The sequence below is a fragment of the Allocoleopsis sp. genome, from assembly GCF_036703385.1.
In the GTDB taxonomy this organism is placed as follows: domain Bacteria; phylum Cyanobacteriota; class Cyanobacteriia; order Cyanobacteriales; family Coleofasciculaceae; genus Allocoleopsis.
Window position 1 is genome coordinate 1 of sequence record NZ_DATNPA010000069.1, and the last position, 3,505, is coordinate 3,505.

The 3,505-nt window shown below is 45.9% G+C and carries 3 protein-coding genes; 1 reads left to right on the forward strand and 2 read right to left on the reverse strand.

Translation table 11 applies throughout. From position 1 onward, the window contains the following. Window positions 1–319 (forward strand): CHAT domain-containing protein (locus V6C93_RS03695; RefSeq protein WP_333475298.1); only part of this gene is annotated, 319 nt, incomplete at its 5' end. Here V6C93_RS03695 and V6C93_RS03700 read toward each other — a convergent pair. Both V6C93_RS03700 and V6C93_RS03705 read right to left on the reverse strand, forming a co-directional pair. After that, complete coding sequence (locus V6C93_RS03700; protein ID WP_333475299.1) at window positions 300–938, reverse strand: HdeD family acid-resistance protein; 639 nt, start codon at window positions 936–938, stop codon at window positions 300–302. The two genes, V6C93_RS03695 and V6C93_RS03700, sit on opposite strands and share 20 nt — an antisense overlap. 477 nt (window positions 939–1,415) lie before the next feature. Then, on the reverse strand, window positions 1,416–3,505 hold a 2,090-nt coding region (locus V6C93_RS03705; RefSeq protein ID WP_333475300.1), incomplete at its 5' end, for a putative bifunctional diguanylate cyclase/phosphodiesterase.

The following is a 3,505-nucleotide window of genomic DNA, read 5'->3' on the forward strand; positions in this document are numbered from 1 at the left end:
TGGCAGGGAAATTGCTGGTGTTGGCTATTACTTTCTCAAAGGTGGAGCTAAAACTGTGATGGCATCTTTATGGAAGGTGGATGATTATAGTACTCGCCTACTTATGGAGCAATTTTACGAAAACTTGGCTAAAGGAACACCTACCTCCCCTGTAGGGACAGCACAAGCTCTGCGTCAAGCTCAACTCGCACTCTTTCAAGGCAAAAATACAGGCGTGAGTGAATTTAACAATAACAGCTTGCCACGTACCGTTGATCACCGTGCCTTTCGTCATCCCTATTATTGGGCACCCTTTATTATTATGGGCAGCGGGCTCTGACAAGCACGACTTGGTTGAGTGGTAGGCGTTGCTGAAGCTTTGCGCAAATCGCTTGTGAGAACACAATCGTCCAGAGTCCAGTGGAGAGAAGGCTAATACCAGGAAGTAGTACGAGGATAGCGAAATCGCTGAAGGGTTTCTTTGACCCAATTGAAATCCCCAAAATAATCATGGCAATCCCCTGTAACAATAGCAAGCAATTCCAAATCGAATTCGGGCGCAACCGAAATGCTAAAAACACCTCAAACACTCCTTCAATAAAGATGGTAATTCCCAAAGCCAGTGCCAGAGGAAAGACGGAGCCAATGATGTGTTTAAAAAGCAGGATACTAACAGCAAAATGAAAAACACTGAGAAGGATTTGTAGCCAAAACCCTTTTTCATATTGCGTCTGAATTGTTAAACTAATCCGGAGGATACCAGCAACCAGAAAAGTCCAAGAAAGTACAACAGTCATCGACCGCAAGGCAACGATTGGAGATGCGATCGCTAGAATCCCCAGAATGCTCGGAAGAGTCACTATCGCTAGGATACCAAGAAGAATTAGGAAAATACCCAGAGTAATTGACCATCGCTCTATATTTTTTAAATCTTTAGCTTCGATTTTCTTCGTATTCATGGTAAATTGTCCTAGTTGATGATGACTATCGACTCTCTACCGACCTATATCTCTAGACATGGAGAGCTTATGCAAAAATGGGGTCTGGAAAGCTCTCTCCAAACCTTTCTCTTCCCTTGCTCCCGATGGGGCTGTCACCACTTTCCCGTGCGAGTACTAAGCTGATGCGCATTTCAGTTGAATGTCACTGACGTAAGCGAGACCCTGCGGAATTTGCCCCCTAAATCCCCCAATTTTGGGGGACTTTGAACTCCGGCTTCCCCAGAATTGGGGGTTGGGGGGCGGATCGGCTCGTTAAAGGCGAAAATTATCTGGATGTGACACTTTAAGGGCGGAATGTAGGTTCGAGAAAAACCCAGAGGCTTATACTCCACCAAAATGAGAACTGCTATAATTTCGCTTCTCCTTAAGTTTGCTACAGATGATTGACACGGGGACGCGAAGATTGATTTGTAGCAAATATTGAGGTATTGGATATTACTCTTGGCTATCGCCTCTGAGTAATAGCTCAGTAGCAGAGGCATCCTGAGGCTGAGAGAAGAGATAGCCTTGACCATACTGGCACTTGAGCGCTTGGAGTTGGGTGAGTTGCTGAGTGGTTTCTACTCCTTCTGCAATCACCTCCATTTCCATATGCTGGGCTAGCATCACAATTGTTCGAGCAATTTGCAGGGGTCGGTTTTGGACTTTATCTGATGCTGAATCTGGAGGAGAATCTCCCTCAACTGTGCCAATGTGACTGACAAAAGAGCGATCGATTTTAAGGATATTAATTGGAAATTGATGCAAATAACTTAATGAAGAATAGCCTGTTCCAAAATCATCAATACACAAGCCAATCTGCTGAGCTTTAAGCTGTTGAGCCAAAGTGGCTGCTGTCTCTGGGTCTTCCAGTAAGCATGTTTCAGTGATTTCCAGCCTTAAATAACATCCTTCGAGACCTGTTTCCTGAAGAATTTGGTTGATTTGTGCGAGGGCGTCGGGTTGCAAAAATTGTTTGCTAGAAAAATTCACATTGATTGTAAGAGACTCTGACAGTTGAAAGTTAGTTTGGGTTGTAGGTTGCAGCTTAGTTTGAGTTACAGGTTGCAGGTTTGTTTGGGTTCCAGGTTGCAGGTTAGAAGGTTGAAAGTTAAAAGTCTGGTTTGAGCCTTCAACATTCAACCTGCCAACCTTCAACTGTTCTTGCGAACCTTCAACATTCAACCTGCCAACCTTCAACTGTTCTTGTGAGCCTTCAACATTCAACCTTCCAACCTTCAACTCTTCTTGCCAACGACGTAACTGATGACAAGCCTCACGAAGCGTCCACCAGCCAATGGGAATGATGAGTCCAGTTTCTTCTGCAATCGAGATGAATTCGCTTGGATAAACGAGACCCCGTGTAGGATGCTGCCAGCGCAACAGTGCCTCAAAACCAGTAATCTGATCGGTGGTTAGAGAAACAATGGGTTGATAGTGAAGCTGAAATTCCTGATGTTCGATCGCTCGCCGTAGGTCAGTCTCTAACTCTAACAGCGCCACGGCCTTTTGGTGTATGGTCAAGTCGAACACTTCATAGCGTGCCTTACCCAAAGCCTTTGCACGGTACAAGGCTGTGTCAGCATCACGTAGCAAGTCTTCGGGTCGATCATAGTCGAGTGTAAAGCTATTCTTACTCAACTCTTGACTAAGAACTATACCGATACTCGCGCCGCTGAAAACTTCGTGTCCGTCTAGATTAAACGGTGCCTTGAGTTCTTGCTGAATTCTCTCCGCGACGCGGATGGCTTGGTTAATCTCTTCGATATCTTCCAGCAGGATGGTAAACTCATCTCCCCCTAAACGGGCGACGGTATCTTCTGTTCGCACACAGCCTTTTAATCGACGTGCGATCGCAATCAGTAGCTGATCCCCAATCAGATGCCCTAGGCTATCATTAACGACTTTAAAACGATCCAAATCTAAAAACAAGACGGCAAATCGATAGTTAGGATGCCGTTTCGCCCGCTCTACCGTATGGGTCAAGCGATCCATAAACAATGCACGATTTGGTAATTCTGTCAATGGATCATAAAACGCCCGCTCATGGAGCTGCTCTTTCACCCGCTTGTGTTCGCTGATATCTTCAACCGTGCCTTCGTAGTACAGCAGCTCACCCGTACTCGTATCGCGCACTGCACGAGCATTCTCAGAAATCCAAATCACACTGCCATCTTTACGGTAGACCTGGGATTCAAATGCTACAACCACATCATTGGCTTGCAGCAGGCGGATGAACTCCGTGCGTCGATTCGGCTGAACATACAACTGATGCTCGATATCCGTCAGACGTTCCATGAGTTCAGCAGGGGTTGAGTAGCCATACAACTGTGCTAGCGCTCGATTAGCCGCAATATAACGTCCATCCTTTGTGGATTGGAAAATCCCTTCCGAAGCATTCTCAAAAATACTGCGATAGTTGGCCTCAGCCTGTCGTAAGGCATCCTCAGCTCGTTTGCGCTCGGTAATGTCTGTAATAAAGCCTTCGATACCCAAAAGCTCACCTGTGTCATCAAATACCCCATGCCCTTTTTCCCAAACCCACT

Coding starts and splice junctions, on each gene's coding strand:
- V6C93_RS03700 (WP_333475299.1), bottom strand. CDS start 938: ATGAATACGAAGAAAATCGAAGCTAAAGATTTAAAAAATATAGAGCGA.